Annotated in this window: 27 protein-coding genes; 21 read left to right on the top strand and 6 right to left on the bottom strand. The window is 69.8% G+C overall.

The window, feature by feature from the left end; translation table 11 throughout:
- The first annotated feature begins 3 nt into the window (after window positions 1-3).
- From ACFY2K_RS08000 to ACFY2K_RS07990, 3 genes are all read left to right on the top strand, one after another.
- The gene (locus ACFY2K_RS08000) at window positions 4-834 is read left to right on the top strand and encodes a hypothetical protein (RefSeq protein WP_387710251.1); all 831 of its coding nucleotides are present in this window, start codon (window positions 4-6) and stop codon (window positions 832-834) included.
- Window positions 835-886: 52 nt separating this feature from the next.
- A complete protein-coding gene (locus ACFY2K_RS07995; RefSeq protein WP_387710249.1) occupies window positions 887-1,606 on the top strand; it encodes a class I SAM-dependent methyltransferase in 720 nt (239 codons plus the stop codon).
- 349 nt (window positions 1,607-1,955) lie between these two features.
- Window positions 1,956-2,474, top strand: a complete 519-nt coding sequence (locus ACFY2K_RS07990) for a GNAT family N-acetyltransferase (RefSeq protein ID WP_387710247.1) — start codon at window positions 1,956-1,958, stop codon at window positions 2,472-2,474.
- Between the two features lie 116 nt (window positions 2,475-2,590).
- Here ACFY2K_RS07990 and ACFY2K_RS07985 read toward each other — a convergent pair whose 3' ends face one another.
- The 4 genes from ACFY2K_RS07985 to ACFY2K_RS07970 all read right to left on the bottom strand — a co-directional run bounded on the left by ACFY2K_RS07985 (window position 2,591) and on the right by ACFY2K_RS07970 (window position 7,423).
- Window positions 2,591-3,349, bottom strand: a complete 759-nt coding sequence (locus tag ACFY2K_RS07985; RefSeq protein WP_387710245.1) for a methyltransferase domain-containing protein — start codon at window positions 3,347-3,349, stop codon at window positions 2,591-2,593.
- 111 nt (window positions 3,350-3,460) lie between these two features.
- Window positions 3,461-5,227: an arginine--tRNA ligase gene (argS, locus tag ACFY2K_RS07980; RefSeq protein ID WP_387710243.1), complete on the bottom strand. Its 1,767-nt coding sequence runs from the start codon at window positions 5,225-5,227 to the stop codon at window positions 3,461-3,463.
- A 187-nt stretch (window positions 5,228-5,414) separates the two neighbouring features.
- Complete coding sequence (locus ACFY2K_RS07975; RefSeq protein ID WP_387710241.1) at window positions 5,415-6,128, bottom strand: SDR family NAD(P)-dependent oxidoreductase; 714 nt, start codon at window positions 6,126-6,128, stop codon at window positions 5,415-5,417.
- A complete protein-coding gene (locus tag ACFY2K_RS07970) occupies window positions 6,125-7,423 on the bottom strand; it encodes a hypothetical protein (protein ID WP_387710239.1) in 1,299 nt (432 codons plus the stop codon). Before ACFY2K_RS07970 ends, ACFY2K_RS07975 begins: the two co-directional genes overlap by 4 nt.
- Before the next feature lie 445 nt (window positions 7,424-7,868).
- Here ACFY2K_RS07970 and ACFY2K_RS07965 point away from each other — a divergent pair, with 445 nt between their 5' ends.
- From ACFY2K_RS07965 to ACFY2K_RS07925, 9 genes are read left to right on the top strand one after another with little or no spacing between them, the layout of a single operon-like run.
- On the top strand, window positions 7,869-8,825 hold the full coding sequence (locus ACFY2K_RS07965) for a UDP-glucuronic acid decarboxylase family protein (protein ID WP_387710238.1): 957 nt from the start codon (window positions 7,869-7,871) through the stop codon (window positions 8,823-8,825).
- Complete coding sequence (locus ACFY2K_RS07960; protein WP_387710236.1) at window positions 8,822-9,481, top strand: phytanoyl-CoA dioxygenase family protein; 660 nt, start codon at window positions 8,822-8,824, stop codon at window positions 9,479-9,481. The genes ACFY2K_RS07965 and ACFY2K_RS07960 overlap by 4 nt, the downstream gene beginning before the upstream one ends.
- Window positions 9,478-10,503, top strand: a complete 1,026-nt coding sequence (locus ACFY2K_RS07955; RefSeq protein ID WP_387710234.1) for a glycosyltransferase family 2 protein — start codon at window positions 9,478-9,480, stop codon at window positions 10,501-10,503. Before ACFY2K_RS07960 ends, ACFY2K_RS07955 begins: the two co-directional genes overlap by 4 nt.
- Window positions 10,500-11,540 (top strand): hypothetical protein, encoded by a 1,041-nt coding sequence (locus tag ACFY2K_RS07950; protein ID WP_387710232.1) that lies wholly within the window; start codon window positions 10,500-10,502, stop codon window positions 11,538-11,540. Before ACFY2K_RS07955 ends, ACFY2K_RS07950 begins: the two co-directional genes overlap by 4 nt.
- Before the next feature lie 14 nt (window positions 11,541-11,554).
- Window positions 11,555-12,757 (top strand): polysaccharide pyruvyl transferase family protein, encoded by a 1,203-nt coding sequence (locus tag ACFY2K_RS07945; RefSeq protein WP_387710230.1) that lies wholly within the window; start codon window positions 11,555-11,557, stop codon window positions 12,755-12,757.
- Between the two features lie 26 nt (window positions 12,758-12,783).
- Complete coding sequence (locus ACFY2K_RS07940) at window positions 12,784-13,815, top strand: NAD-dependent epimerase/dehydratase family protein (RefSeq protein ID WP_387710228.1); 1,032 nt, start codon at window positions 12,784-12,786, stop codon at window positions 13,813-13,815.
- Window positions 13,812-14,579 carry an HAD family hydrolase gene (locus ACFY2K_RS07935; protein ID WP_387710226.1) on the top strand — a complete coding sequence of 256 codons (768 nt, stop codon included), beginning with the start codon at window positions 13,812-13,814 and terminating at the stop codon, window positions 14,577-14,579. Before ACFY2K_RS07940 ends, ACFY2K_RS07935 begins: the two co-directional genes overlap by 4 nt.
- On the top strand, window positions 14,576-15,427 hold the full coding sequence (locus ACFY2K_RS07930; protein WP_387710224.1) for a glycosyltransferase family 2 protein: 852 nt from the start codon (window positions 14,576-14,578) through the stop codon (window positions 15,425-15,427). Before ACFY2K_RS07935 ends, ACFY2K_RS07930 begins: the two co-directional genes overlap by 4 nt.
- On the top strand, window positions 15,424-16,425 hold the full coding sequence (locus tag ACFY2K_RS07925) for a glycosyltransferase (RefSeq protein WP_387710222.1): 1,002 nt from the start codon (window positions 15,424-15,426) through the stop codon (window positions 16,423-16,425). Before ACFY2K_RS07930 ends, ACFY2K_RS07925 begins: the two co-directional genes overlap by 4 nt.
- Before the next feature lie 7 nt (window positions 16,426-16,432).
- Here the strand turns inward: ACFY2K_RS07925 and ACFY2K_RS07920 are convergent, their stop codons facing one another.
- Window positions 16,433-17,269: a TrmH family RNA methyltransferase gene (locus ACFY2K_RS07920; protein ID WP_380639905.1), complete on the bottom strand. Its 837-nt coding sequence runs from the start codon at window positions 17,267-17,269 to the stop codon at window positions 16,433-16,435.
- 573 nt (window positions 17,270-17,842) lie between these two features.
- Here ACFY2K_RS07920 and ACFY2K_RS07915 point away from each other — a divergent pair.
- The 3 genes from ACFY2K_RS07915 to ACFY2K_RS07905 all read left to right on the top strand — a co-directional run bounded on the left by ACFY2K_RS07915 (window position 17,843) and on the right by ACFY2K_RS07905 (window position 20,547).
- Entirely contained in the window at window positions 17,843-18,253 is a 411-nt protein-coding gene (locus ACFY2K_RS07915) for a hypothetical protein (protein WP_387710220.1), read from the top strand.
- Window positions 18,254-18,402: 149 nt separating this feature from the next.
- Entirely contained in the window at window positions 18,403-19,644 is a 1,242-nt protein-coding gene (locus tag ACFY2K_RS07910; protein ID WP_387710218.1) for an MAB_1171c family putative transporter, read from the top strand.
- 279 nt (window positions 19,645-19,923) lie between these two features.
- Window positions 19,924-20,547, top strand: a complete 624-nt coding sequence (locus ACFY2K_RS07905; RefSeq protein WP_387710216.1) for an HAD-IA family hydrolase — start codon at window positions 19,924-19,926, stop codon at window positions 20,545-20,547.
- 338 nt (window positions 20,548-20,885) lie between these two features.
- On the opposite strand, the gene ACFY2K_RS07900 is transcribed toward ACFY2K_RS07905, so the two are convergent.
- On the bottom strand, window positions 20,886-21,758 hold the full coding sequence (locus tag ACFY2K_RS07900; protein ID WP_387710214.1) for a helix-turn-helix domain-containing protein: 873 nt from the start codon (window positions 21,756-21,758) through the stop codon (window positions 20,886-20,888).
- A gap of 556 nt (window positions 21,759-22,314) precedes the next feature.
- On the opposite strand from ACFY2K_RS07900, the gene ACFY2K_RS07895 reads away from it, so the two are divergent.
- From ACFY2K_RS07895 to ACFY2K_RS07870, 6 genes are all read left to right on the top strand, one after another.
- Complete coding sequence (locus ACFY2K_RS07895) at window positions 22,315-22,629, top strand: transcriptional regulator (protein ID WP_387710212.1); 315 nt, start codon at window positions 22,315-22,317, stop codon at window positions 22,627-22,629.
- Between the two features lies 1 nt (window position 22,630).
- Window positions 22,631-23,680 carry a hypothetical protein gene (locus ACFY2K_RS07890; protein WP_387710210.1) on the top strand — a complete coding sequence of 350 codons (1,050 nt, stop codon included), beginning with the start codon at window positions 22,631-22,633 and terminating at the stop codon, window positions 23,678-23,680.
- Window positions 23,680-24,387 (top strand): ATP-binding protein, encoded by a 708-nt coding sequence (locus tag ACFY2K_RS07885; protein WP_387710208.1) that lies wholly within the window; start codon window positions 23,680-23,682, stop codon window positions 24,385-24,387. The genes ACFY2K_RS07890 and ACFY2K_RS07885 overlap by 1 nt, the downstream gene beginning before the upstream one ends.
- Window positions 24,388-24,497: 110 nt before the next feature.
- Complete coding sequence (locus ACFY2K_RS07880; RefSeq protein WP_387710206.1) at window positions 24,498-25,070, top strand: WhiB family transcriptional regulator; 573 nt, start codon at window positions 24,498-24,500, stop codon at window positions 25,068-25,070.
- Window positions 25,067-26,131: a DUF2637 domain-containing protein gene (locus tag ACFY2K_RS07875; RefSeq protein WP_387710204.1), complete on the top strand. Its 1,065-nt coding sequence runs from the start codon at window positions 25,067-25,069 to the stop codon at window positions 26,129-26,131. Before ACFY2K_RS07880 ends, ACFY2K_RS07875 begins: the two co-directional genes overlap by 4 nt.
- A gap of 81 nt (window positions 26,132-26,212) precedes the next feature.
- A complete protein-coding gene (locus ACFY2K_RS07870) occupies window positions 26,213-26,437 on the top strand; it encodes a hypothetical protein (RefSeq protein WP_387710203.1) in 225 nt (74 codons plus the stop codon).
- Window positions 26,438-26,664: the final 227 nt, after the last annotated feature.

Raw genomic sequence — 26,664 nt, 5'->3', positions numbered from 1 at the left:
ACCATGGACCTTCGGCAGGAGCCCGTCGATCACGTCCTGGACCAGGTGGAGCAGCGCCTCGGCACGAGGCTGGACCGACGCAGCGTGGTGCGCAAGCGCCGGACGGTCGGAGCCAGCACCGACCGAGGCAGCTGGACCCGGGTCGAACGCCGCCCCTGGGCGCGGGCACGGGAACAGGGCTGGGGCGGATTCGAAGCCGCAGCGGTGTTGCCCGGCGTGGCGATGCCACGCTGGTACGGGTCGACGACATGGCATGACCCGGACGGCCGGGCGGTCTGGCACGTGGACGAGACCTCGCTGCTGCCCGAACTCCCGGTCGGAGCTGCGGTGGTGACCGTCGACCCGGAGCTGCCGGACGATTGGTGGCGCTCGCTGAACGCCTCGCTGGCAGTGTTGGCCGCTCAGCACACGGCCCGGGTGGCGGCCCCGGACACCGAGCAAATCACGCAGCAGCTGGTCGACGACACAATCAAGGCCGCCTTCCCCGGAGCGCACGAAACTCGGGTGGAGCAGTGGTGCCCTGCTCACGCTGACCTGAACTGGGCGAACGTCACCGGCCCTGGTGAGTTCTGCATGTTCGACTGGGAGGACTGGGGAATGGCGCCACGCGGACTCGACTCAGCGTCGTTGTACGCCGCCTCCCTCGCCGTACCGGCGCTCGCGGACCGGGTACGCAGGGAGCGCCGGGCAGACCTTGAGAGCCGCGACGGGATGGTGATGCAGCTGTTCGTGCTGGCGAAGATCGTCGGACCGCACGCCGGTCCGAACGACCCGCGAACGGGGCCGGCGCACCGGGAGGTCGCGCGGCTGATCCACGCTCTTCAAGGGGACTGAACGACACCCTGCCTGCAAGGCGCCAACGTCAGCGAACTGGGAAGGAGCACGCATGGACCCCAACACGCGCCGTCCGGTCGGCCGCGACGCCGAGGACATCGCGAGCGCGAAGGAGCGAGGCTGGAGCGATCTGGCACCTATCGACGACGCGTACCAGGCGGGCGAGATCACGGCCACCGAGTGGCACGCCGCCGTCCTGGGCGTCATCGAACCGGCCTACCTCAACGGCGACAACCCGCGGGCCCAGTCCGGCCACAGCGGCGACGAGACCCGCTGGCGAGAAGCCCGCAGCCTGCTCGTCAACCTGCTCCCGCCCCACGGTGGGACGTTCCTCGACATCGGATGCGCCAACGGCCACCTGATGGAAAGCCTGACCGACTGGGCGGCCGAAGTCGGGATCATCATCGAGCCCTACGGGGTGGAGATCTCCACCGCCCTCGCCGACCTCGCCCGAACCCGCTGCCCGAAGTGGGCGCGTCGAATCTGGACCGCCAACGCGATGGGCTGGAAGCCTCCGCATCGCTTCGACGCCGTCCGCACCGGCGTGGACTACGTGCCGGCGGACCTGCGTGGAGCGTACGTAGCCCATCTGCTGGACCATGTCGTCGCCCCGGGCGGCCGATTGATCATCGGCGTCTACAACGAGGAACGAGACCAAGCCACAACGGCGGACCTGCTGCGGTCCTGCGGCTACACCCCGGCCGGTACCACCACACGAGACCACCGGCACCCGAAGATCCAGTACAAGGGTCTGTGGCTGGCCAACGCTTGAGTAAGCAAATCGCTGCCCGCGCTCGGGCACGCGCCCTCCAGAGCCCTGATTGGCGGCGTGCTGCCCATATCGGTGTCGAACTCGCCGTCTTCGTGAATACGGCAGTAGGGCCTTTGGGCCTAACGTCATCGTGCCTGGTGGCTCGTAGCAACGATACGGAGATCATCGCTGTCGCCACGGGCGTGCACAGCGTCGACCAGTTGCGAGACGCTGGCGCCCACGTGGTCCTTACTGATCTGACGGACACGGACTCGGTGATCGATCATCTCCATCTGATGGCGGCCGGGCACCGCTGAAGCGCATCGCTGGCCTCACCCAGGGGCGGGACCCAGAGCGGAAGGACTTCAACATGCTGATCCGAGAAGCGGTCGCCGACGACGGTCCGGCACTGGCCCGAGTGCACCTTGATGCTTGGCTTGTCGGGTACGCCGACCTCATGCCGCAGGGCCTCCTCGATGCGACGACTCTGGAGCGTCGCACGGCAACGTGGCAACGGACCTTGAGTAGGGATCGGGACCCGAGAGAGACCATCTTGGTCGCCGAGGTGAGCGGAGCTCCACTGGGCTTCGCGCACGTCGGTCCTGGACGCGACGCGGACGCGGACGGTGCGGGAGAGCTCTGGGCGCTGAACGTGGCACCGCAACAGTGGGGGAACGGCCTGGCATCCAACCTCGTCCGAGCAGCTCACGAAGCCCTGCACCGCAGCGGGTTCGACAAGGCGACTCTGTGGGTGCTCACCGGCAATGCCCGCGCCCGAAGGTTCTATGAACGGCACGGCTGGTGCACCGACGGCATCGCTCGAGAAGAAACCATCAGGGGCTTCACGATTCCCGAGCTGCGATACACACTCGACCTGCGTTCCAAGTGAGTTGTCACATCGCAGGTAGATGCCGAGCGCCGCAGGCACCGACGTGCGCGGCCCCGGCGCTCGGCGAGCGCCCGACCGCCAGGACTAGGCACCGCTGGCTGGTGGGCCGGGAGAGTTCAGGTCCGCCGGCCCACGGTCACCACTACCGACTCGGAGAAGAAGAACCGCCGATCGCGCGCCGCGGCTTGCACGGCCGCGTGCCAGTCCGTGACCTCGGCTGCGGTGACCGTCGTCGTGCCGCGTGCAGCCGAGCTCAGCAGTGCTCTGCGCATGTCGGCCAGTCGACGTTCGGCGTGGCCCGTGAGCACCGTCGAGGTGGCCGTGAGCGTCTCGGTGCGGTGCAGGGTCAGCCCGGCGGCTGCGACCAGGCCAGGCAGAGCGCGACCGATGCGGCCGTTCGCGTGGTCCATCCACGGCTGGCGGTCGTCGGTGAAGGCGTGGCACACCCGCCGGTCCAGGTCAGCGGGCGGACCGGCGACCATGATCGAGTCGAAGTCGACGTGCGCGAGCACCAGCGTGCCCTCGGGCTTGAGTAGCCGAACTGCCTCGCGAACGAGCGCCGCAGGGTCGGTGAGGCACTCGAGCACGTTGTAGGACACGACCGCGTCAGCACAGGCATCCGTCAGGGGGAGGGGCTGCCGAAGGTCTGCCTGGATGAGCTGTAAGCCTCCGCAGTGGCCGGTCAGGTGGGTTCGAGTGGTCGAGAGCGCTGCCGCTGAGCGGTCCAGACCGACGAGGCGGGCCCGCGGGTGGCGGCGGGACGTCGCGGCGAGCGTCGGCCCGGTGCCGCAGCCGAGATCGACCAGCGTCCCGTCCGCGGGCACCTGCGACAGCTCTGCGAGGACGGCGTGAACGGGTTCATCGGGTTCGGACATCGGGCACCTCCTGTCCGGACCGCAATGCACGGATGCGGCCGTGCACTTGGTCAGCATCCGCCAGGGGCACCGGCCCCGGGTGGCGTTGTGCTGGCGCGGTGGTAGTTGCCACTACATCCGGTCCGGCGCCTGGAGACCGAGCAGGTCCAGGCCGAGGGCCAGCGTCCCTGCGGTCAGCCGGCACAGGGCCAACCGGTTCGCACGGCGGGCCGGCGTCTCCGCCTTCAGGACCGGGCAGGCCCCGTAGAAGTCGGTGAGGGCCTTCGCCAGCGCGAACAGGTGTCCGCACAGCCGGTGCGGCTCCAGCTCCTGGGCGACCTCGCGGACGGTCGCGTCGAAGCCGTCCAGCAGCAGGATCAGCGCCCGCTCCGCAGAGTGGAGCGGCAGCGTGGTGTCGATCGGCTGTTCCAGGGCATCCTTGGGGGCCTTGCCGAGGATGGTGCGGACCCGGGCGTGGGCGTACTGCATGTAGACGCCGGTGTTGCCCTGGAGCGAGACCATCTGGGCGGTGTCGAAGACGTAGTTCTTCGCCCGGGAGGTGGACAGGTCGGCGTACTTGACCGCGCCGATCCCGGCAGCCTCGATCACCCGCTCCAGCGCGTCGCCGGTCAGGTCGTGCGCCTTGCCGGCCATCGCCTCGCGGGCGCCCGCGACGGCTGCGTCCAGCAGCTCGGAGAGCCGCACGGTGCCGCCGGAGCGGGTCTTGAACGGGGTGCCGCCGGGGCCCATCACGGTCCCGAACGGCACGTGGACGGCCTCGACGTCGTCGGTGAGCCACCCGGCCCGCCGAGCGGTGTCGAAGACCATCTGGAAGTGCAGCGCCTGCCGCGCGTCGACGACGTACAGGATCCGGTCCGCTTCGAGCTTCCGGATGCGGTATCGGATGGTGGCCAGGTCGGTGGCGGCGTACCCGTAGCCGCCGTCCTTCTTGCGGACGATCAGCGGCACCGGCTCGCCCTCCGGGCCCGTGACGTTCTCGAAGAACACGCACAGCGCGCCGTCGCTGTCCACCGCGATGCCGGCCTCGACCAGCTCCGCGACGACCTCGTCGAGGAACGGGTTGTACGTCGACTCCCCAGCGCAGTCCGGCTCGGTGAGCAGCACCCCGAGCCGGTCGTACAGCTGCTGGAAGGCTGCTGTGGACACCTCGACCAGCTCGCGCCACACGGCCAGCGTCGCCTCGTCGCCGGACTGGAGCGCCACCACCCGCTGCCGCGCCCGCTCGACGAACGCGGGGTCGGCGTCGAACGTCTGACGCGCGGCCCGGTAGAGGCTGTCGAGCACCGAGACCTGCTCGCCCGCGCCGGGCTCCGCCGTGCCGCCCCGCCACTGCGCCTCGGGGTGCTCGTCGATGTACTGGATCAGCATGCCGAACTGCGTGCCCCAGTCACCTAGGTGGTTCTGCCGGACGACGTCGCCGCCCAGGAACATCAGCACCCGGACGAGGCAGTCACCGATCACGGTCGTGCGCAGGTGACCGACGTGCATCTCCTTGGCGATGTTCGGCGCCGAGTAGTCGACGACCGTCCGCGTGCTGGCCAGCGGCAGGCCGAGGCCGAGCCGATGGTCCGCGAGCCGGGCCTCGACCAGGCCCCACAGCTGCGCGTCGGCCACAGCCAGGTTCAGGAACCCCGGACCGGACACGGTCGACGACACCGCGCCGCTGCCGCACAGCTCTTGCTGGAGCGCATGCGCCAGCTCCCGGGGCGGCATCCCGGCGTCCTTGGCCAGCGACAGAGCGGCGTTCGACTGGAAGTCCGCGTGCTCGGAGGGGCGGACGAGAGGGTCTCGCTTCGACAGCTCGCGAGGCAGAACCCGGGCCATGGCGGCCGAGACGGCATGCTCGACAAGGCTGAACGCTGCAAGTACCTCGGTCACGGGTTTCCCTCTCCGGTGCGCACGGGCAGTCCGTCGCCAACTTTCCGGAATCGTAGAGGCACCGACCGTGATCCGGTCCACAGCTTTTCGCGCCCACAGGCCGTCACGAAGCCGCCGCGCTGGTGAGGTTCTCCACGCGGTGACCGACCCGTCGACTCACGTGACGGGGGGTCGATCCGGGCGGCGCTCACCAGTCGAGGGGCTTGCGCTCGTAGAAGAGACCGCCGGTGGGGCCGTCGTCAGGGAGGGTGGCGAGCCAGAACGGGGTGTCGGCCGCCTCCTCGGGCGTGCGGTCGGTCTCGCCGTAGGCCATGCGGGTGTTGGTCTTGCCGGGGGAGACGGCGTTGACGAGGATGCCGGTGTCGGTGAGTTCGGCGGCGAAGATCTGGGTGAGCGCGTTGAGTCCGGCCTTGGAGACGCGGTAACTCACGTTTCCGGTACCCATGTTGCTCTGGGAGCCGAGGTGGCTGGTGATGTTGACGATCCGGCCGTAGCCGTTCTTGCGCATCTCCGGCACGGCGGCTGCGGCGAGGCGCCAGGCACCGAGCAGGTTGGTGTCGATGGTCGCGCGGACTCGTTCGAAGTCCGGTGCGGAGGCGGCCTGGCCGCGGTCGACGGCAACGGCGGCGTTGTTGACGAGCACGTCGAGGCGTCCGAGCGGGGCGGCTGTGTCGGCGACGGCGCGGGCGACGCTCGCCGGGTCGGTCACGTCCAGTTCGTGGGAGTGCACGAAGAGCCCCTTGGTGGCGAGGGCGGCCTCGGCCTCGCGACCGGCGAGGCGGTCGCGCACGCCGAGGACGACGTGCATGCCGTGTTCAGCGAGTCGGGCGGCGATGGCGAGTCCGAGTCCGCGGTTTCCGCCGGAGACGAGGGCGACTCGCTGGTCGCGGTGTGTGGTCATGCGGACAGTGTGGCGAGCAGTTGGTCGAGGCGCTGGACTTTCGGGTGCTTCTTGGCCATCGGGAGTTCGGCTCGGGCTGCGAGCGCTCGAGCCGTGTTGCGCTGGGATGGGGCGTCGGCGGCTAACTCGAGAGCAGTTTCCAGGAGATGGACGGCGTGGTCGGCGTGGCCTAGGGCGATGTGGGTGCGGGCGCTCTGGATCGTGTAGGTGGCCAGGTCGCGTGCCTTGGAGGAGGGCATGAGATCCAGCGCGGTGGTGAAGTAGGTCTCGGCGTGCCAGGGGAGGCGCAGGTCCGCGTAGCAGGTGGCGGTCTGGGCATAGAAGTCCGCTGTGTCGAAGTAGCCAGTCCAGGCTGGGTCGTCGTCGGTGGTGGCGGAGCGGGCCATCAAGGTTTCGGCTTCGGATAGCAGACGTTCGCAGGCGGCTCGGTTGTTGCAGGCGGCTTCGGCGCGGGCCTGTCGCAGCAGCAGCATGGCCCGGGTTCTGGGGGTGACGTCACCGGCGCCTTCGACGGCGGCGCTTGCGAGCGCGAGCGCGGCGCCGGTGAGGCCGTGGTCGTAGCACTGGAGGCTGAGCGATTTGAGGATGTTGGCGCCCAATGCTCGGTCATCGGCGGCGTGGGCGGCTCGCAGTCCGGTGGTCCAGTAGCGCTGGGCGGCGCTATCGAGTCCGGCGTCGAAGCTGGCGAAGCCGGCGAGGCGGGCGAGCTCGGCGTCGAGGCGAAGAAGGCGTTGGCCGACCTTCTCGGTGTAGGACGACTCCTTGAGGAGGTTGGTGACCGTGGCCAGCTCGGTGTGGAGGAGGCGGCGGGCTCGTTGTCCGCCGAGGGCGGCCTCCAGCCGTCGCAGCCGGGGGAGCCCGCCCTCCAGATCTTCGAGGAGCCGGTCGTCAACCTTGCCGCCGGCCAGCGCGGCAGCCAGGGCGCCAGGCTCCTGGGTAAGCCACTGGTTGGCGAGAAGGGTGAGTGCCTGTCCGCCGAGCTTCATGAATCCGCGCCGGTCGGGCATCGCGTGCTCCAGAGTGTCGTCCAGTGCATCGAGCGTCCCCGCCGTGGTCCAGGGGAAATCCGTGCGAACCGGCCCACCGTCCGGCAGCCACCCCGGCCAGCCGAGCCGGTGCACCTCCCGCAGTGGCACGCCGAGCGCCGCCGCGAGGGACTCCTGGCTCTCGGCGTCCGGCTCGACACCCCAGTTCTCCCACTTCCACGCCTTGCGGCGGTCGGCCGACCGCTTGGTGGACTTGGCGACGATGTCGACGACGTCCTGGAAGGTCCAGCCCTGCTCGTCCCGGACCACGCTGAGCGGGTGGACCAGCCGTATATCTGCGCGTAAGCCGTTTGATCGACCCATCAGCAACTCCCTGATTTGTTCACCGGATTGTAGCCGTTTGACAACTGTGTGCTGATGTTTCTCCTGGGGCGGCTGGGGTCGGAATACGACACGGAGACGACAAAAGTGCTCTTCACAAGGGGAGTTGGGCGGGAGTTAGCTAGTGCTCCCCCTGAAGGGTGCCCGGCCGCTGGTCTACGGCTGGGCACCCGGGGTGCGGCGGGGACCACCTGATGACCCGGCCGGCAGCGAGAAGACGTCGCGTAGACGGACCACTCGCACTGATTGCCGAGAGCACGGCACGCCAGCCGTGCTCGAACTCGCTCACCCGCTCACCCGCACACCGATCCGTCCGCCGTGCGCCGCCGCGCCGCCGGGCGAGGCCGACGTGCCCAACCCCTTGAGGAGCCTCATGTCCCGAAGGACCGCCGTCGTGACGGGCGGGGCCGGATTCATCGGCTCCCACCTGTGCGACGCGCTGACCCGCACTGGGTTCGCCGTCGTCTGCGTGGACAACTTCCTGACCGGCAGCCGCAGCAACATCGAGCACCTGCGCGGCACGGAGCACTTCGAGCTGATCGAGCAGGACGTCAACGACAAGCTCGCCGTCGCCGACGAGGTGGACGTGGTGTTCCACCTGGCCTCCCCGGCTTCCCCCGCCGACTATCTGCGCTACCCCATCCCGACCCTGTCGGTCGGCTCCATCGGCACGCTGAACGCGCTGGAGCTGGCCAAGGAACGCGGCGCCCGGTTCGTCCTCGCCTCCACCTCCGAGGTGTACGGCGACCCCCACCAACACCCGCAGACCGAGTCGTACTGGGGCAACGTCAACCCGATCGGCCCGCGCAGCGTCTACGACGAGGCCAAGCGCTTCGCCGAGGCCGCCACCGCCGCCTACCGCCGCGAGTACGGCACCAACACCGCGATCACGCGGATCTTCAACACCTACGGCCCCCGAATGCGCACCGACGACGGCCGCGCTGTGCCGGCCTTCGTCACCCGGGCCCTGGCCGGGCAGCCCCTCCAGGTCGCCGGGGATGGCAGCCAGAGCCGCTCGCTCTGCTACGTCGACGACACCGTAGCCGGGCTGCTGGCCGTCGCTGAGAACAGCCACCCGGGGCCGGTCAACCTGGGCACCGAGGACGAGCGCACCGTGCTGGACATCGCCCAGCTCGTCCTCGGCCTTACCGGCTCCACCGCCGGCATCGAGTTCGTCGATCTGCCGCAGGACGATCCGGTGCGCCGCCGTCCCGACACCACCGTGGCCCGCGAGGCGTTCGGGTGGGAGCCCCGGACCACGGCCGAGGACGGCCTGGCCGCCACCATCGCCTGGTTCACCCGCCAGCTGACCTCCGGAGCGGTGCGGTGAGCGCCCCGGCGGCCACCAGGCTCGACCGACTGCGGACGCGCGGATTCACGGTGGTCCCCGCCGTGGTCACCGACGCGCTGCTGGAGCGGCTGCGCGCGGAGGCCGACGCCCTGGTGGCCTCCTTCGAGGACGGCCACCGAGCGGAGGACTTCTGGCACTTCACCCGCGAGGGCGAGAGCGCCCCGGTGCTCTACCGCGTCCACAACCTCCAGCGTCAGCCCGGCGCCCCGCTCGCGGCCGGCCTGTTCGCCACCGGCCCGCTCCACCACCTCGCCGAGACGCTGCTCGGCCGCCCGGCCACGGCCCGGGTCATCGCGATGATCGTCAAGATGCCGCACGTGGCCGCCGCCGTGCCCTGGCACCGCGACCGCACCGACGTCGCCCCAGGCACCGCGATCAACCTGAGCCTGTTTCTGGACGACTCGGACGCCGACAACGGCTGCCTGGAGTTCGTCCCCGGCAGCCACCTCCGCGACGACGAGGCGGATATCGACCAGGTCCGCGACGCCGGGCCGGTCCTGCCGGTGGCCGCGAAGGCCGGCGACGTCGCTGCGCACGACGTACGGGTCGTCCACGCGTCGCGCCCCAACTCCTCAGCCCGCCCCCGCCGCAGCATCGTCATCGAATTCGTCCCCGCCGACACGGAGTCATCGTGACCAGCCCCGCACCCGCGCGCCGCCCGAAGGTCGCCACCATCACGGTCGGCACCAACGAGTCCCGGTGGCTGCCCGCCTGCCTGTCCACCCTGCTCTCCAGCAACACCCCCGACCTCGACCTCGCCGTCTGGTACGTCGACAACGCCTCCACCGACCGCAGCACCGAACTCGTCCGCGACAACCACCCGCAGACGCGGATCATCCAGAACGACAGCAACCTCGGCTTCGCCCAGGCCAACAACGTCGGCATGCGCGCGGCGCTGGCGGACGGCGCCGACTTCGTCTTCCTCGTCAACCCGGACACCCGCACCCCGCCGGACCTGATCCAGCAGCTGACCGACTTCATGGAGCGCTGGCCCGAGTACGGCATCTGCGGCCCCATGCAGTACTCCTACAGCGAAGACGGGCCAGTCGTCCTGGACGAGTACAACGATTGGTCGCGCACCGCCGAGCGCTGCGGGGAGGCGGACGGCTTCGCCGCAGACCGGCCCGGCCGCCCCTCGCCGGCCGGGCCCGCCGCAGGCCGCGCCCCCGACACGCTGGAGCACGCCTACGTCCAGGGCGCCGCGTTCTTCGTCCGCGCTGAACTCCTGCGTTCCGTTGGGCTGTTCGACCGCGTCTTCCACACCTACTACGAGGAGACCGACCTGTGCCGCCGGGCCCGCTGGGCGGGCTGGCGCGTCGCGCTCAACCTCGGCCTCGGCATCCAGCACTTCGGCGGAGGCGGGACTGGAGCGAGCACCTACCGCCGGGTGCAGATGCGCCGCAACCGGTACTACTTCCTCTTCACCGACATCACCTGGAGCTGGCCGGCCGCAGTGAGCCTGGCCGGGCGATGGCTTCGCGAGGACCTGCTCGGCCGTTCCGTTGGCGGCACCACCACCCCCTTGCGCGGGTGGGCGGAGACGGCAGCCGCCACCTGGTGGCTGCTGCGGCTCGCCCCGACCATCGCCCGTCGCCGCCGGACCCACCGCAGCCTGCGCGCTACCCACCCGGGTGCCCGCAGTAAGGGGGCACCGTGACCAGGCTGCTGATCGCCGGGGACTTCCACTGGCAGGCCGGGTCAGCCCACATGATCGCCGAGTACGTGACGGCTGCGCCCGCGCTCGACTGCGAGGTCGCCCTCGCCGGTCCCCTGTGCCGGATGGACGAGCAGGTCCCCCTGCTGCTGCCGGTCGTCGACGACCTCCACTGGGGCACCCACCTCGTCCTGGTCTTCGAAGGGCGCCAGTTCCTCGACGAGAAGCGCCTGGAGCTGTGCGAGCGCTTCCCCCGCGAGCGCCGGATCGTCCTCGACCCAGACGCCCACTGGGGTGAGCACACCGTGCTCGCCGCCGACGACTCCGCCGGAACCTACGGCCACGAGCAGTGGCAGCAGCTGTACCAGCACCTCAGCGACCTCGTCCTCCAACCTCGACTGGGCCCCCTCCCGGACGGCGCCCGGTTCTTCCCCTACTTCGGGATGCCCAAGCCGGTACGTCGACCCGAGCACGCCCCCGCGCAACTGCCATACGAGATGCAGTACGTCGGCGCGAACTGGTGGCGATGGGACGCCCTGGCCCGCCTCATCGAAGCCGCCCGGACGGCCCGCCCACCGCTGACCCGCCTGCGGGTGGCCGGCCGCTGGTGGACCGGCGACCCCCACCCCGACCACCTCGCCGCCACAACCAACCAGCCCAGATGGCTGGCCGAACGCGGGGTCCACGTCACCGGCCCCGTTCCCTTCGGCACGGTCCTGACCCAAATGGCCAAGGCCGAGATCACCCCGGTCCTGGCCCGTCCCCTGCTCGCCCGTCAACACCTACTCACCCCCCGTATGTTCGAGACCATCGCGGCCGGCACCATGCCAGCCCTGCCGCCCGAACTCGCCTACACCACCGACTTCTACGGCGAGAACATCGCCCCCTTCCTCCTCGGCGACCACCCCGCCGAGGACCTCGCCCGGCTGCTGCGCGACGCCACCGCCAACCGCCGCCGCCTGGGCCGCCTCCAGGACGACCTGCGCCGCCGCTTCAACTACCGGCGCGTCCTGGGCCAACTCCTCGCCTTCACCAACTAGCCGGGAGAACCACCGTGCCCAACATCCTGATCACCGGGATCACCAGCTGCGAGAGCCGCGGAGTCGAGGCGCTTGCCCGCTCACTCGCCACCGAACTGACCACGGCACCGGACACCACCGTCACCGTGCTCACCCAGACCCCCGACCTCGACGCCGAAGCGCTCAGGGGCACCGGAGCGAACTGCACCGCCGACCCGTTCGTCGTCTCCCGCTCCTGGGCCACGATGCGCCCGGTCGAGACGGACCCGAACCGCCGCGCCCGCGAGCAGCGCCTCCTCCAGCACGCCGACCTGGTCCTCGCCACCGGCGGCGACCTACACACCTCCGACTACGGCGTCTCCACCTCCTACCTCGCGGTCCTCGACCGCGCCCAGCAGCTCGGCGTCCCCACCGCGATGATCGGCCAGTCCATCGGCCCCTTCACCGACCCCGCCGAGACCGCGGCGTTCACTGCCACCGCCAAGAGGCTCGACCTGCTGACCGTCCGCGAGACCACCAGCATGAGCTACCTCACCGACCAACTCGGCCTCCCCGCAGCGCGGGTGGTGCTGTCCGCCGACCCCGCCTTCCTCCTCCAGCCCTCCTCCCCGCAACGCGCCGAGCAACTGCTCGCCGACTCCGGCCTGGCCAGCCACCAGCCGTACGTGTGCCTGGTGCCGAGCCGCGGCGTCACCCGCTACAGCACCATCAGTGACGCTGACCACCTGGAGGCGCTGACCCGCCTCGCCGACACCCTGTGGCGTGTACGCCGCCGACCGCTGGTGCTCGTCCCGCACTGCCACGACTCCCGAGCGCACAACGACGACCGCATCCTGGCCCGGCAGATCGCCGACCGCCTGTCCGAGTCACCCGTGCACGTCCTGGACCGTGACGGCACCGGGGCCGGCGACTACAAGGCGGTCCTCGGTGGCGCCGAACTGGTCGTCTCCGAGCGCCTGCACGCCTCGATCGGCGCCCTGTCCAGCGGCACTCCCGCCGTCGCCATCGGCCACAGCCCGAAGTTCCACGGCGTCCTCGCCGACACCTACGGACCCGACATCCCGGCCACGGACATCCACCGCGACGTCGCCGCGTTCACCACCGACCCGGCCGGCGCCGAGCAGCTCGCCAGCCTGGACATCGACAAGCTCCGCGACCACCTGGCCACCAGGCTCCCGGCCATCACGGCACTCGCCGCAGCCGACCTCGCCCGCGTGCGCGCACTCCTCAAGTCCTGACCACGCCAACCCGATCGGAGCACAGCATGGCCCTGCACCTGGTGACCGGCGGCGCCGGATTCATCGGCTCACACCTCACCGACCGCCTCCTGGCCGCCGGACATGACGTCGTCGTCCTCGACAACCTCGACGGCGGCAAGCGAGAGAACGTCCCCCACGGCGCGACCCTCGTCACCGGCTCCATCGCCGACCGCGCCGCCGTGGACGAGCTGTTCGCAGGCCACACCTTCGACAGCGTCTTCCACCTGGCCGCGTTCGCCGCCGAGGGCATCAGCCACGCCGTCAAGGCCCACAACTACGAGGTCAACGTCCTCGGCAGCATCCACCTGATCAACGCTGCCCTGCGCACCAACGTCCGGTACTTCTCCTACGCCTCCTCCGTCGCCGTCTACGGCACCGGCCGCGTCCCGATGCACGAGGACGACCACCCGCAGCCCGCCGACAGCTACGGCAACGCCAAGCTCACCATCGAGCGCGAACTCGCCATCACCGCACACCTCCAAGGGTTGCCGTTCACCGCCCTGCGGATGCACAACGTCTACGGCGAGCGGCAGAACATGGCAGACCCCCTGCGCAACGCGGTGGCGATCTTCCTCAACCAGATCATGCGCGGCGAGCCGATCACCGTGTACGGCGACGGCAGCCAGCGCCGCTCCTTCACCTACGTCCACGACATCGTCGGCTGCTTCCTCGACGCCGCCGACACGCCTCGTCACTGGAACCGGGCGATCAACATCGGCAGCCAACAGCCCTGTACCGTCCTGGAGATGGCACACGCAGTGCGCACGGCGATGGGCGTCCCGGACCACCCGATCCTCCACCTGGCCACCCGCGAGGAGGTCCACGCCGCCTACACCAGCAGCGAACTCGCTCGCCTGCTGCTCGGCGGTTGGAAGGACACCCCGCTCGCCGAGGGCCTGGCCGCCACCGCCGCCTGGGCCAGGAACCACGGCCCCGTCAACCCCTGCAGCACGCTCACCCTCGAAGTCGGCGCCGACACCCAGCCCGAGTGGTACACCAACGCCACAGCCACCTCCCGAGAGGACACCCAGCCGTGAACCGGACCATCACCCTGCCCCCGGCCGAGACCATCGCCACGGACGTCGGCGGCGTCCTTTACTACGACGAGCCGTTCGAACTCGCCTGGCTGCAAGGCGTCCTGGAACGCGCTGGCGAAGACGACCCGACGCTGACCATCGAGCGCTTCACCGCCGATATGCGCCGCTTCTACCTCCACAAGGCCGACACCACCGCCGGCCCCGGCCTCTTCACCCCGGCCGGCGCCCACAGCTGGAACCAGGTCCGCCGCACCTGGCACGACCATGTCCAGCTGATCCCCGGCTCCTTCGACGCCTTCGATGCCCTCTACTCCGACCGCCCCGTGTGCATCGTGGCCAACCAGCCGCCCGAGTGCGAGGAGGTCCTGCGCGACACCGGAGTGGCCGACAGCCTGGCTCTGATCGCCCTCGACTCCGCGGTCGGCGTCGCCAAGCCCGACCCTGGGCTCCTCCGCTGGGCGATGGACCGGCTCGGATGGCAGCCCGCCACCACCCTGATGGTCGGCGACCGCCCCGACCACGACGCCGCGCCCGCCCAGCAACTCGGCATCCCCACCGCCCTCGTCGCCCCGCCCACCGGCTGGACCGCCCCGCCCGGCACCGACCCGGCCCTCGTCACCGCTTACATTGCCGTACGGGCCGAACGCCTGGAGAACCGCCAGCACCCCGCCGCGGAGCACAGCCTCCACCTGCTGGACCTCGCCGACCTTGCCGAGCAGCTCACCGGCCGGCGGCGCCCCACCACGAAGGAGCCCAGCAGGTGACCTTGCCCCTGACCCTGGCGGTCTGCAGTAACCGCCCCAGGCAGCTGCGGGCCGCCCTCCTCCGGCTCGATCACGTCCTCGGCCCCGACGACCGGCTCCTGGCCGTCGTCGACACCACCGTGGACGCCGCCACCGCGCACTCGCTCACCCAGACCACCACCCGAGCGGCGCTGCTGTTCAACCGCGGCACGATCGGCCTGTCCTGCAGCCGCAACCTCGTGCTGAAAGAGTCGCTGACCCGGCACGTCGTGTTCCTCGACGACGACATCGTCCCCACCGTCGCCGCGATCGACGACCTCCGCGCTGAACTGGAAGCGGGAGCCCATGTGGCCGGTACCCGGATCACCGCCGACCTCCAGGGCCGCCGGGCGCCCTGGTGGCTGACCAGCGGTCAGCTGCACTACCTCGGCTCTCACCACCCCGCCCGGCCCGCCAGCATTTGGGGCGGTTGCTTCGCCCTCGACCGCGACCACGCCCGCCTGCTCGGAGTCGCCTTCGACGACCACCTCGGCCGCGTCGGCACCAGCCTCGCCTCCGCCGAGGACACCACGTTCGTCCGCCGGCTCGCGGCCCTGGGCGCCACCGCTACCGTCCTCGACACCACGCAGGTCCATCACCTGATACCCGCTCAACGGCTCCGGCCCGGATACCTCACCCGCCGCGCCTATTGGCAAGGCCGCAGCGAGGTTCGCCGGGGCACCGCCCGAGGTGGCCTGCATAAGGAGTGGAACCGCAACCGGTCCGGTGGCCGGGGCGTCCGGAGCGCCGCCCTCGCCCTCCTCTACACCACGGCGGTGCTGACCGGTATCGGCCGCGAACTCCTCGACCGGGCCGGGAGGCACTCGTGAAGATCGCCATGCTCAACCCGCCCCACCGGTACGGACAGGACACCACCCAGTGGATCACCATCCCGCCACAGGGATACGGCGGCATCCAGTGGGTGGTCGCCACCCTCATCGACGGGCTCCTCGAAGCCGGGTGCCAGATCCTCCTCGTCGGTGCCCCCGGCACCACCCCCCGGCCGGGTCTGACCGTCTCTGACGCCACCACCTTCGACACCACCCTGGCCGCGCTCAGCGAGTTCCGCCCGGACGTCGTGCACGATCACACCAACGGCCAGTTGCTGCCCGCCGAGCCGTCCTGGCCGGCAGTGCGTACCCATCACCTCAACGGCGTGCCCGAGCACCGAGCGAACGGCGTCTACCTCTCCCACGCCCAGCGCCGCGCCGCCGGGTCCGCGGAGGCGCCCATCATCCGGCTCCCGGTCAACCCCGACCGCTGCACCTACCGCGAGAAGAAGGACGACTTCCTGCTGTTCCTCGGCCGGGTCTCCGCCCACAAGGGCGCGCGGGACGCCGCCGCCTTCGCCCAGGCCGCCGGCCTCCCGCTGAAACTCGCCGGACCGGCCTGGGAGCCGGACTACCTGCACGGCATCCTCACCGACTACCCCGGCACCGCGGAGTACATCGGAGAGGTCGGAGGCAGCCACCGCACCGAACTCCTCGCCGCCGCCCGGGCCCTGCTCGTCCTCTCCCAGCCCTTCGGCGGCCCCTTCGGAGGCGAGTGGATCGAGCCCGGGGCCACCGTCGTCGCCGAGGCCGCCGCCAGCGGAACCCCAGTCATCGCCACCGATAACGGGTGCCTCGCCGAGATCGCCCCGCACGTCGGCATCGCCCTACCGGTCGAGCAGACGCCCACCGGGGAGGAGGCCGCCAAGATCCTTGCCAGCCTCCCGGCCCCGGAACAGCTTCGCGCCACCGCGGTCGAGCGCTGGGGCCACCACGTGGTCGTCGCGAAGTACCTGGAGGTCTACCGCCGCGCCGCCGCAGGCGGCACCTGGACCTGACCCGAGATCAGCGCGAACGCTTCCCGGCCGCGATCCGCTGCCGGGAAGCCTCGTACAGCACTGCGGTCGCAGCGTTCGCCGCGTTCAGCGAACTTGCCGCCCCCGTCATCGGGATGCTCACCGTGAAGTCGCACAGCTCCCGCCACGTGCTGGACAACCCGGTCGTCTCGTTGCCCACCAGCAGCAGCACCGGCTGGGTCAGGTCGAAGTCGAAGACATCGGCGTCGCCCTTCTCGTCCGTGCCCACCAGGACCAGCGGGTGACCGGCGGCGCGCTGGTGCTCCACCCAGGCCATCACCTCGTTCGGCCCTGGCACCCGGACGGACGGCAGCGAGAACAGGCTGCCCGTGGTCGCCCGTACGGCCTTCGGGTCGTAGACGTCGGCAGCATGGCCCGAAACGATCATCCCGTGCGCGCCGAAGGCGTCCGCTGACCGGATGATGCTCCCGATGTTGCCCGGCGTGGTCGGCCGGTCGAAGAGGACACCGAGGAAGTCCGGCCCGACCTCGATCCGTCCCAGGTCGTCAGCCGGCATGCCGACTACCGCGATCACCTCGGGCGCGCCCTCGGTCTTCTCGCCCAGCTCCGCCAGCAGCTCCGGCGCCATCACGATCCGCTCGGCCCGGGTCGTCCGAAGCAGCTCCTGCGCCCAGCCCGACAGCTTCCGCCGGTCGTCGTAGAGCAGCGCGGTGATCGGCCAGCCGTACTCCACGGCCAGCGAGATCGGCCGAACCCCCTGGACCAGGAACTCGCGCAGCTGGCTCCGCTTCTTCCGGTTGGTGAGCAGCGCTTCCCACTGCTGGAACCGGGCGTTGCGAGAGGTGATCCGCTGTACCGCTGGCACCTGTCCTCCAAGGTGAGCCGACTTCCACGATGCGTTCCGACCATGGCGGAGTCCGCACCAGCGCAGCTCGCAAGCCTACACCGGCACCATGTGTCAGCCCGTTTCAGTTACCGCCGAGGCAGCTGCACCTTGGCACCTTCGGCGACCCCGCCACCGGCGGCGCTGGCAGGGCCCCCGAAAGATCAACTACGGCGCCGCTGCCCAGTTTCGATCTTGGAATCAGTTACGAGAATCACTATTGCGCTTGGGTGACGTTCACAACACACCAGTCCGGATGTATCACACTTCCCTCCTTGTACGATTAAGCGTGGCCGCCGATCGACCGGCCGCCGCGCACCTCAAACACAGGCTCCTGGCTACTAGCGCCTCGCGTACGAGTATCGGGATGGGGCTGGCGGTGAACATCAGTGGCATTTCAATGGAGCGACTATGCGTTGGCGCAGAGACCCTTCACGGCGCGCACTTGTGAAGGAATGCGAGAAACTGCTCGCCGACCTCCCTACCCCCGCTCCTTTCAGTGTCGAGGCGCTGGTGCGAAATATGGAGGGAGCGCTGGGTCGCCAGATTCGGCTAGTGCCACTGGATGACCCCAATGGGGGACTGGGCACTGCATGTGGCCTCCGAGTCAAAGCGCCGGAGTTCACAATCATTCTCTATCGTCGCCGCTCAAGCCGAAATCAAACCGAGCACATCATCCTCCATGAGCTCGCGCACGAATGGCTGGACCACGGGACCACCCTGACGGCCGCCGAGGTTGAGCGATACGTCCCTGAACGTATCCGCCAGGAAGTGATCCGCCGTTTCCCGTCGACTCTGGTCCAGGGGCGCGTAGATTTTGACAGCCCCGAGGAGAAGCAGGCCGAGCTTTCGGCTTCACTGATAAAGCGGCTGGCGCGCCGTCAGCCGATCGCGGGAGATGACATGGTCAGTCTCCTGGAATCCTCGCTCGCCCACCCAGTTGCTCCGCCGCGGTTCAGACGTTAGCCGCGATTGTACAGCGACCGCCGAGGCGAAAATTACGGCCCCACGACTCACCACGCATCAAACAGTCCACCTGCTGGCAATTAAGGCTGCCGTCAGCCGACCTCCCGGGCGGCAAAAAGACGTAGCCTGCATAGATAACCACTGGTTACATGTTCGACTACTCTAAGTACCTGACTGCGATAGTGATGACCGCAATCGCCGTATGGCGATTCCCTGCAGTTCGCTATGGCGACTTTCACCGCCGGGCGCTCTGGGGTGGCTATGCAGGATTCGCTGTAGCCCTGTGGCTCTATACACCGGCAGTAATGGACGCCGTAGATCGCATTCCAGTGGTGGACCTGGACGCCCTGCTGAGACACTTCGCCAGCACTGCAGCGACCATCGCAGCCCTGACCTACGTCGCCACCAGCTACGGGAAGAGCACGGAGGCAGTTGTGCCCCGTCACGTAGCAGTCTCCCGCTGGATCGCTCGCGCATCCTATAAAGCGGGGGCTGTAGGCGTCACCCTGCTCACGGTTCTATTTTTCACCGTGGTGGACCGAAGGGTGCAAAGCCAAGATTTCCTCATCGACCACGCTGGACAGTGGGGAGTCGCGGTCTACATGACCGTGTTCTACTTCTTTCCGCTTGTCACGGCCGCGGTTTGCGGTTACCAGTGGACGAGGGCGGCGCGACAGGCTGAGTGCACGAGCATGCGAATCGGGCTGGGCTTGATGGGGATCGCGATGTGGATGGGGTTGGTTCATTCACTGGCCCGTCCCGGCCTCCTGTGGGTCGCGGTGGCCTTCCCTTTGAGCCCCTCAGCAGTGAGGTTTGCCGTAGACGCCGAATCGATATGGATGGACCTGCTTTTCCTGATCGTCGCGGTGGGCGCGAGCATTCCCACCACCCGTGCGGTGGCGGCACGGTGGAAGACGTGGCGGACCCTGAACAGGATCTATCCGCTCTGGTTCGACCTGGCGGAGGCGTTTCCGGGGACGAGCCTTTATCCACCGGGGAGGCGCCTCACGGAACTCTTGCAGCGCGTCCCCATCGACGTCCGCCTCGACCGGTGGACCCAGGATATTGCCGACGCATGTGAGCGGCTTCGCTATTACGCTCCACGAGATCTGGTATTCGCGGCAGAGGATGTTACCGCCTCGTATTCCAATCCCGAACCAGCTGCAGAGGCGTACTGGATTAAGGCCGCGCTCAAGGCCGTTGACGCAACACCAGCAAGGGTAGACGCCTCAGCCCCACTGCGAGAGAAGCCCTTCGTTGATACTGAAAGTGAAGCGGCGTGGCTCGCACGCGTCAGCGCGGCCTATTCGGATATCTCCGAGGATCAGGCGCAGGAGCTTCTCGTGTACGCGGCAAGAGTGGAGTTCGAAGCGGATCAGTCGCCCGTTTGATGCATGCCGCAGATTTATTCCCCGGGGTAGCCCCCGTATCGGCGCGCTGGGTCGGGACGTGGCGATCTTGATATCGAGCCAGCGAGTGAGATTTAGCACGATCCGCTGCGCGGGCTGATTTGGTACCGTGGGTTTTGCGGACTGATAGGTCTTGATCCGCCCGTAGGTGCACCCTGGCCTGCGACGCACAGTTGCTGTCGTCACCATATGTAGCCGGGGTCGTGACGCCCTCCTCTCTGGATGGGCGTCCGAATTCTCAGCAATCAATGGAGTTCCCGCATGTCCAACCGCACTGGCCTCATCCTCGATTTCGGCGGAGTGCTCACCACCCCGCTCCTGCCCGCCGTGCTGGCGTTCGAGCAGCGAGAGGGCCTTCCGCAGGGCGCCTGCCTCACGGCCCTGTACAAGGACGAGACGGGCGTCCGGATCACCTCCGACCTGGAGCGCGGCGCGGTGAGCCAGACCGAGTGGAACGAGTTCGCCGGCAAGATGTTGGGCGTCCCGAGCGACAACCTGATGGGCCGCATCTTCGGTGACCTTCGCCCCGAGCCGCGGCTGATCAACGCGGCTGCTGCGGCGAGGCGCGCGGGGATCAAGGTGGGCATCCTGTCCAACAGTGTGGGACTCGCCCCCTGGGACCTGTACGACGGCTACGAGCTTGAGCGGCTGTACGACGTCGTGGTGATCTCTGAGCAGCACCTGATGCGCAAGCCCGACCCGGCGCTCTTCGAGATCACGCTCAAGCTCATGGACCTGCCGGCCGAGCAGTGCATCTTCGTCGACGACACCGAAGCGTACGTGCAGGCAGCGGAGCAGCTCGGCCTCGCAGGGGTGCACAACCAGGACCCCACGCGGACGGTCGCCACTCTCTCTGACCTGCTCGGCGTGGACCTTACCGCGTAGTAGGCCAGCGCCTCGGAGGCCCGAGGCCAAGAACAGCGAAGGGACTGCTGCTCTCCCCTGCCGGGGCAGAGCCGCAGTCCCTTCGCTGCTTGTCAGCGCTGGTGCCGCAGCAGCATCGATCGCCGTGTTGGAACGCGCCGCCCGGATGATGATCGGGCGGCATGTTCGTTTCCGGGACCAGCCCGTTGTCCGCGTACTGCTGCAGGGCTCAGCGGGGTCGCGCCCGTTGGTCGGCATGGCGAGGCGGGAGCCCGACCGAGGTACTCGGAGGGCGCCGACGGCGCACGCGCGTGGGGGGTGCTCCGGGGTCGCCCGGCGTGGGCGGGTGCAGCTCGGCGTCAGTCCCCGTCTTGCACCTCGGGCAGCTTGTGCTTCAGCTCCCCGACGAGATTGTTGATCGTGGCCATCATCTCGGTGGACAGGCCCCCGCCGTTACCGCGTGCAGCCAGACCGAGGATCTGTCCCCGTTGGATCGAGCTGAGGAAGCGGAGCGCCTCCAGGAATTCACGGGCCTCCGCGCTGACTTCGGCATCGTCCTGGAAGAGAGCGACGTCGACCTGTAGCGCCTCGGCCAGGCCCGCGCGCACTACGTCGGAAGCGTCGGTCGTGGCGCCCGTGCGGAGGGCGACGATGTCCTCGACTACAACGAGTGTCTCGCCCGCGTGAGCATTCACGGCGCGCGCGAGATCCTCGTCGGAAGGTGCCTCCTGGTCCGCGTACCCGTGCTGCAGGAGATAGTTGATCTTCTCGCCGATGGTGCGGGGTGCCGACGCCTGCTCGTCACGGGAGGCCGCGGGCCGAAGACCGAACGAGCAGTCCTGCGCGGCCAGCAAGACCGCCTCGGTCACCCCGTACGCCCCGGCGAGCGGTAGCACGTAGGCATCGCTGAGCCTGCGCCGACCGGACTCCGCGTTGCTCACCGGCGCGCGGCTCGTGCCGATGATCGCGGCGGCCTGCGCCACGCTGAGGCCGGCATCGCATCGCAGGAGCTGCAGGTCCGCCGGGCCGTCGTAGGGGAAGAGAACGTCGAGCGGCTGGTCGAGCGCCGCTGCAATCACGGGGAGTTTCTCACCCTTGGGGTGGTCCTCGCCGTTCTCCCATCGCGCGACGGTGGGGCCGCTGACGCCCACCTTGGCACCCAACTCATCCTGGTTGAGGTTCTTGCCCCGCCGGACAGCGCGTACGCGTCTGCCGTCGAACTGACGTGGCACATGAACTCCTGCGGGGTGATGAGCGGGCAGGTCGGGGCGGTGTTGAGACCACTGTAGTCCAGGCTTGATACATCTGCACAACTAACGTACGTTTCTGTATCGCACCGCCGGAGGGCTCCGCCTCTCCATGGTGCCAGCCTCTGGCGACCCGTGTGCATGCTGCCTTGTTGCGGTCGCTTGCGCAACGTGCCGTTGGATTCGGCATCGAGGCGGCGCCGACCGGTCGTGGAACGACTCCCGATACCAGCCGTCGCGAGCCATGTCCGACCCGTAGTGCTCTGCGGCGTAAGGGATGGACTTGCCGCAGGTGTCTACGTATGTTCGTCGTCCCCGCCGGGCGGCGCCCTAGGGGACGGAACGAGCAGAGGGGGAACGCAGTGCCGCAGAGGGCGAGCCCTGCACGAATCACGGCGAAATGAGACCGGCGCCCGGGAGCTACCAACTCCTGGACGCCGGGCCGGCACCCCGAAGAGTGCCGAATCACAACTCGCGAGCGGCGGGACTTCTTTTGCACGAGAGACCGCCGCGCGCGCTCCTACGAATCCAGGAGTATCGCATGCCCAGCCTTTCAGGGGAAGCCCGCTACGCGGCGCCCAGCCCGAGCCAGCAGCGGCTCGGCGTCCAGCTCGCGGACATGATCCCCGGCGCGGTCAGCGTCCACGTCAGCCTCGCCGACCCCAAGCGCCAGTGGCCCCACCCCTACACGGTGGCGATCGACGAGCACGGCGAGCAGCTCGAGCTGAGCCGCACCACCACCAAGGTCGCCGCCCGCTGGGTGCAGCGGACCTGGCCGGAGGCGAACTGGACGCGCCCGCACAGCCTCGACCTCGCCACCGGGCAGCTCGCTGTCACCGCGGTCCGGGGCCGCTGACATGGCCCGCATCCGATCGGTCAAGCCGGAGACCTGGGTCTCCGAGACGCTGGCCGAGGTGTCGATCCCGGCCATGGTCACCTTTCTCGGGATGACCAACCACGCCGACGACCACGGGCGCCACCGCGACAACGCGGCGATCGTCTACGGCCTCGTCTGGCCGATGCGCGAGGAGATCAGCCGCGCAGACGTCGAGGACCACCTGCGGCAGCTCGCCACTGCTGGAGCGGTCTGCCGATACACCGGCTGCGACGGGCGGCGGTACTTCCACTACCCGACCTGGCGCAACCACCAGAAGATCGACAAGCCGTCGCTGAGCCGTCTGCCGGCCTGCCCGCACTGCGAGCCGGAGCGGTGCGGCGTCTGCAAGGGCCCCTGCATCCAGCGGGCGGCCCTCGCCGCCGCCCCGGCAACAGCAGCCGAGGCTGCCGCGAACGCTCCCCGAGTGTTCGCCGAAACCTCGGCGAACACTCGGGCCGCCCTCCAGCAGCCGAACGAGCCCATCCCTGCGCTCGCCGCGCTGACGGTTCCCGCCGCCGCCGGAGCAGTCGCCCCGACGATCGACGCCGAGCCGCAGCCGGTCCCGGCCTCACAGAAAGCCGCAGGTCAGGCGGCCTTCGGCGAAGCCTCCCCGAAGGCTCGCCGAAGCCTCCCGGAGCCCTCGGCGCCTGGATCTAGGATCTTGGATCCTGGATCTTCTTTCCCTACGGGGCGCCAGGCGCCCGACGCGGACACCGTCTCGGCAGGCCAGCTGGTCGGCGAGTACGTCGCCGCCTGCGCCGAGCGACCGCCGGGCAGCGTGATCGGCCACCTCGGCAAGGTCGTCAAGACCCTGCTGGACGAGGGCATCGCAGCCGATCACGTCCGCGCCGGGCTGCGGCGCTTCGCCGAGATCCAGGGCCACCCCTCCCGGCTGCCGAGCCTGGTCAACGACGCCATGAACGCACGAGGCGCCGGTTTGGCGCGGCCGGGATTCCGGCCTAACGTGCCTGCCCACCAGGCGTGGACCAACCCGGTCGACGCTGCCACCGCCTACGCCGAGGAGCTGTGATGCGCACCCACCGCGACCCGCAGACCCTCGCCGACGCCCCCTCGGTGCTCGACCGGATGGCCCGCATCCTCGCCGCCCGGGGCATCGACCAGGCCACGGTCGACGCCCTGCCGGACGAGCCGGAGCCCTACTCGGCGGAGGAGGCGCTGTCGGCCGGGCTGCCGCCGCGCTACCGCGACGCGCTCGCCACGCACCCGCAGGTCCTGGCCTGGGTGCGGCAGGTCGCCGCCCAGGCCACCGCTCCGAGCACCGGCGCCCGCCGCCAGGTCGCCACCGGCCCCAGCCTGCTGATGGCCGGAGTCGTCGGCGCGGGCAAGACCCACGAGGCGTACGGCGCGGTCCGCGCCCTGGTACAGGCCGGCATCGGCGTGCGCTGGCGCGCCACCACCGCCGCCGACCTCTACGCGGAGCTTCGGCCCAGCTCGGACACCGACGCCGAGCGGGTCCTCGCCGCCTACAGCCGGGTGCCGCTGCTGATTCTCGATGACCTCGGCGCTGCCAAGAGCTCGGAGTTCGTCGAAGAGCAGACGTACCGGCTGATCAACCGCCGGTACAACCACGTGCTCCCGACCCTGATCACCACGAACCTGCAGATCAGCGACCTCAAGTCATACCTCGGTGATCGCGTCACCTCCCGGCTCGCTCAGATGACCACCCGGGTCGAGTTCGAGCTGGTCGACCGCAGACGCCTCCAGCGCGCCGCCTGACGGCCCGCCGAGCCCGGCCGCCCCACGGCGCGCCGCCAGACCTTCACCGACCCAGCGCCCTCTCCGCCGACGCCGACCTCGCGCGCGGAGAGCGATCGGAGCAACTCCTCATGACCACCACGACCAGCCCTGCCCGCCACCGCTCGCTCGGCGACCACACCTGGCAGGACCAGGCCGTCTGCACCCCGACCGAGTACAACCCCGTCGACCCGGAGACCTTCTTCCCCGGGCCGGAAGAAGCCGACAAGATCGCCACCGCCAAGGCGCTGTGCGCCCAGTGCCCGGTCGCCCGCGTCTGCCTGGACGCCGCCCTGGAGACGGGCGACACCCATGGCATCCGGGGCGGCTACACCGAGGAGGAGCGCGAACCCCTGCACGCCAAGATCAACGACCGCCTCGACTACAGCCGCGTCAACGCCACTCTCGCCGGGCGCGACATCTCCCTCACGAAGGCCGAGCGCCGCGCGGTCGTCCTCGCCGGGTACCGCCAGGGCGTCCCCGTCGACCGCCTTGCCTGGCTCCTCAAGATCAGCCCGGAGCACGCCCTCAAGCTCTACCGCGAAACCCGCCGCGCGATCCGCCACCGCCAGATCGCCGAGGAAGCCACCCGCGCCGCCTCGGCCGCCCACGGCACTACCAGCACCGCGCAGCTGACCTGCGCCGACTTCGGGACGGCCGCATGAGCACCACCACCGCGACCACCCCGACCACCGCCCACGTCACCGCCTGGGACCGGGCCGTCGTCATCGCCCTCGGCGCCTCCGGCTGCGCGCTGAGCTTCTCCGCCCTCCAGCAGATGGCCGTCGCCATCCACGTCCGGGGCTTCCTCACCTACCTCTTCCCGATCATCGTCGACGGCTTCATCGCCTACGGGGTCCGCGCGCTGCTGGTCCTGCGCACCGCACCGCTGAGGGCCCGGATCTACGTGTGGACGCTCTTCGGCGCGGCCACCGGGACGAGCCTGTGGGCCAACGCCCTGCACGCAGTCCGGCTGAACGAGCAGAACACGACCGCCGGCCTCCGGCTGGGCGACACGGTGGTCGCGGTGCTGTCCACCATCGCTCCCCTCGCCCTGGCCGGGGCCGTCCACCTCTACATCCTCATCGCCCGAGGACCGGTCAGCCCCACCGACCGGGACGGCCACGCTGACCGACAGGCCGAGACTGACCGGGGTCAGGTCACCCCGGACCCCGGCCAGGTCACCACCGAGGAGACCGGACTGACCGAGCGGCCGGTGGCACTGACCGCCGGTCAGGACAGCGCCGGTCATCCCGCCCCCGGTCAGCCGGACAACCGCCCGGTCACCGCCACGGTCAGCCGCCCGGTCACCGACCTGACCCCGCAGCCACAGCTGACCCCGGTCAGCGCGGTCAGCCTGACCAAGCCCTTTGACCTGGGCGGTCACCCGGACACCGACCAGCCGGTCACTGACCGACCGCCAGTCGAGCCGCCGGTCACCGCCCCGCCGGTCAGCCCCACCAAGGCCACCGGACAGCCGGTCAAGCCGCCGGTCACCGCCCCGCCGGTCACTGACCGGGACGCTGACCGCCGCCCTGACCTGGACACCGAGGACCTGCTGAAGATCGCACGGCAGGCGGTCAGCCAGGAGGACAAGCTGACCCGCAAGGTCGTCGCGCAGGCGATCCGCGGTCAGCAGATCCCCCTGTCCTCCGACACCCTGACCCAGCTGATGGCCCAGCTGCGCGAACAGCACGGTCAGCCGGTCACCGCTGACCGGAACTGACCTACCACTGACCGCCGGGGTGACGACCAGGTCACCCCGGCGGTCACCCACCCGCCCAACCGCCGAACGGGAGCACCCACCATGCGCATCACCCCCGCCACCTGGGCCGAGGCGGACTCCTGGCTCGCCGTCCTCACCCAGCGCGGCCACGTCCACCGCGTCGAAACCGGTCCGGACGGTGCCCGCAGCGTCCAGCGCGGCCGGCACTCCCGCCCCTGGACCCTCCACCACCCCGTCCTCGCCCTCGACTTCGTCGAGGACCTCCTCCTCGAAATCCGCCAGCGCGACAGCGAGGCCAGCAGGTGACCGCCTCCGACCAGGACGGCACCACGCAGGCACCGGAGAGTGACCGTGATCAGGCTCCTGGCGGAGCAAGTTGTGGGGTAAGCCATGCTTACCCCGCCACCGCCCCGAACGGGACGGTGGCATCCCGGTCGGGGGGGGGCCCCCCGGGGCCCCCCCCCCCCCCCGGGGGGGGGCCCCGGGGGGGGGGCGCGCGGGCGGGGGGGGGGGGGGGGGGGCTGGGGAGACAG

The organism is Kitasatospora sp. NPDC001309 (assembly GCF_042896295.1).
In the GTDB taxonomy this organism is placed as follows: domain Bacteria; phylum Actinomycetota; class Actinomycetes; order Streptomycetales; family Streptomycetaceae; genus Kitasatospora.
Note: the sequence above shows the minus strand (reverse complement) of the source record. Positions and strands in the feature narration are given on the sequence as shown.

Bases quoted from the DNA above. Each gene is read 5' to 3' on its own strand.
- ACFY2K_RS07995 (WP_387710249.1), top strand. From the start codon at position 887: ATGGACCCCAACACGCGCCGTCCGGTCGGCCGCGACGCCGAGGACATC.
- ACFY2K_RS07965 (WP_387710238.1), top strand. From the start codon at position 7,869: ATGTCCCGAAGGACCGCCGTCGTGACGGGCGGGGCCGGATTCATCGGC.
- ACFY2K_RS07940 (WP_387710228.1), top strand. From the start codon at position 12,784: ATGGCCCTGCACCTGGTGACCGGCGGCGCCGGATTCATCGGCTCACAC.
- ACFY2K_RS07910 (WP_387710218.1), top strand. From the start codon at position 18,403: ATGTTCGACTACTCTAAGTACCTGACTGCGATAGTGATGACCGCAATC.
- ACFY2K_RS07880 (WP_387710206.1), top strand. From the start codon at position 24,498: ATGACCACCACGACCAGCCCTGCCCGCCACCGCTCGCTCGGCGACCAC.
- ACFY2K_RS07875 (WP_387710204.1), top strand. From the start codon at position 25,067: ATGAGCACCACCACCGCGACCACCCCGACCACCGCCCACGTCACCGCC.
- ACFY2K_RS07975 (WP_387710241.1), bottom strand. From the start codon at position 6,128: ATGACCACACACCGCGACCAGCGAGTCGCCCTCGTCTCCGGCGGAAAC.
- ACFY2K_RS07885 (WP_387710208.1), top strand. From the start codon at position 23,680: ATGCGCACCCACCGCGACCCGCAGACCCTCGCCGACGCCCCCTCGGTG.
- ACFY2K_RS07990 (WP_387710247.1), top strand. From the start codon at position 1,956: ATGCTGATCCGAGAAGCGGTCGCCGACGACGGTCCGGCACTGGCCCGA.
- ACFY2K_RS07890 (WP_387710210.1), top strand. From the start codon at position 22,631: ATGGCCCGCATCCGATCGGTCAAGCCGGAGACCTGGGTCTCCGAGACG.
- ACFY2K_RS07895 (WP_387710212.1), top strand. From the start codon at position 22,315: ATGCCCAGCCTTTCAGGGGAAGCCCGCTACGCGGCGCCCAGCCCGAGC.
- ACFY2K_RS07905 (WP_387710216.1), top strand. From the start codon at position 19,924: ATGTCCAACCGCACTGGCCTCATCCTCGATTTCGGCGGAGTGCTCACC.
- ACFY2K_RS08000 (WP_387710251.1), top strand. From the start codon at position 4: ATGGACCTTCGGCAGGAGCCCGTCGATCACGTCCTGGACCAGGTGGAG.
- ACFY2K_RS07985 (WP_387710245.1), bottom strand. From the start codon at position 3,349: ATGTCCGAACCCGATGAACCCGTTCACGCCGTCCTCGCAGAGCTGTCG.
- ACFY2K_RS07870 (WP_387710203.1), top strand. From the start codon at position 26,213: ATGCGCATCACCCCCGCCACCTGGGCCGAGGCGGACTCCTGGCTCGCC.